Source organism: Streptomyces sp. NPDC052101 (genome assembly GCF_040680235.1).
Lineage (GTDB): Bacteria > Actinomycetota > Actinomycetes > Streptomycetales > Streptomycetaceae > Streptomyces.
Map to the genome: position 1 here is coordinate 1 of NZ_JBFAWH010000153.1, position 1,119 is coordinate 1,119.

Here is a 1,119-nt window from a genome sequence, read left to right on the forward strand (position 1 = left end):
ATCACGGCACCCGTGGAATCGGCGACCGTGCCGTACTTGCCGTCCTCGATCTTGTACCGGCCGCGCCCGCGAGCACAACCTGAAGGACGTCGACGTCAGCTTCCCGCGGGACGCCATGGTCGTGTTCACGGGTCTGTCCGGCTCGGGCAAGTCCTCCCTGCTGGCGGTGGCCGCGGGCCTGGTGACGCCCACCTCCGGCTGCGTGTCCGTCGCCGGCCGCGAGATGGCCGGGCTGTCCCGGAAGGAGCGCACCGCGCTGCGCGGCCAGGAGATCGGCATGATCTTCCAGCAGCCCAACCTCATCCCGTCCCTCACGGCGGCCGAGCAGCTGGAGCTGACCGTGCACCTGGACCGTGACGCCACCCGCGCCGACCGCAGGGCCGCCAAGGCGCGGGCCCTGGAGCTGCTCGAGCGTGTGGACCTGGCCGACCAGGCCGGCAAGCGCCCGCACCAGCTCTCGGGCGGTCAGCGGCAGCGCGTGAACATCGTGCGCGCGCTGATGGCCTCGCCGACGCTGCTGCTCGTGGACGAGCCCACCTCCGCGCTGGACCGCGAGCGCTCGGCCGCCGTCGTGGACCTGCTGGGCACGCTGACCCGCGAGGAGCAGGTGGCGACGCTCATGGTCACGCACGACCACGAGTTCCTCTCCGCCACGGACCGCACCCTGACCATGGTGGACGGGCGGCTCTCCGCGGAGTGAGCCGGTGATGCCGCCGGACCTGACCCGGCCCACCGGCCCCGGACGCCCGGCGCGTCTGGGGCCCTCGCTACCCTGGACCGCATGACCCACGCCACCGTCGCCCCCGCGGGCGAGACCTTCGCCCTGTCCGACGCCGTCGAGCTCGTGGAGACCGTCCGCAACGGCTTCGTCGAGTCCCGCACGGCGGGCGCCGCCGTCGTGACCGGCCCCGACGGGCGGGTGCTGGCCGGGCTCGGCCCCGCAGACGCGCTGATCTACCCGCGCTCCACGCTGAAGCCGTTCCAGGCCATCGCGTCGCTGCGCCACGGGGCGGCGCTGGCAGGTGAGGCCCTGTCCATCGCGTGCGGCTCGCACCGGGGCACGCTCCGGCACCAGGCGCTGGCCGAGCGCATGCTCGCGGACGCCGGCCTCGACGCGTC

General features: G+C 74.3%; 2 protein-coding genes. Both read left to right on the forward strand.

What is annotated here, in order from left to right; all coding sequences use genetic code 11:
* The coding region (locus tag AB0L75_RS44425; RefSeq protein WP_365191969.1) for an ABC transporter ATP-binding protein at positions 1-700 on the forward strand (700 nt) is incomplete at its 5' end.
* An 81-nt stretch (positions 701-781) separates the two neighbouring features.
* Positions 782-1,119 (forward strand): asparaginase (locus AB0L75_RS44430; RefSeq protein ID WP_365191970.1); only part of this gene is annotated, 338 nt, incomplete at its 3' end.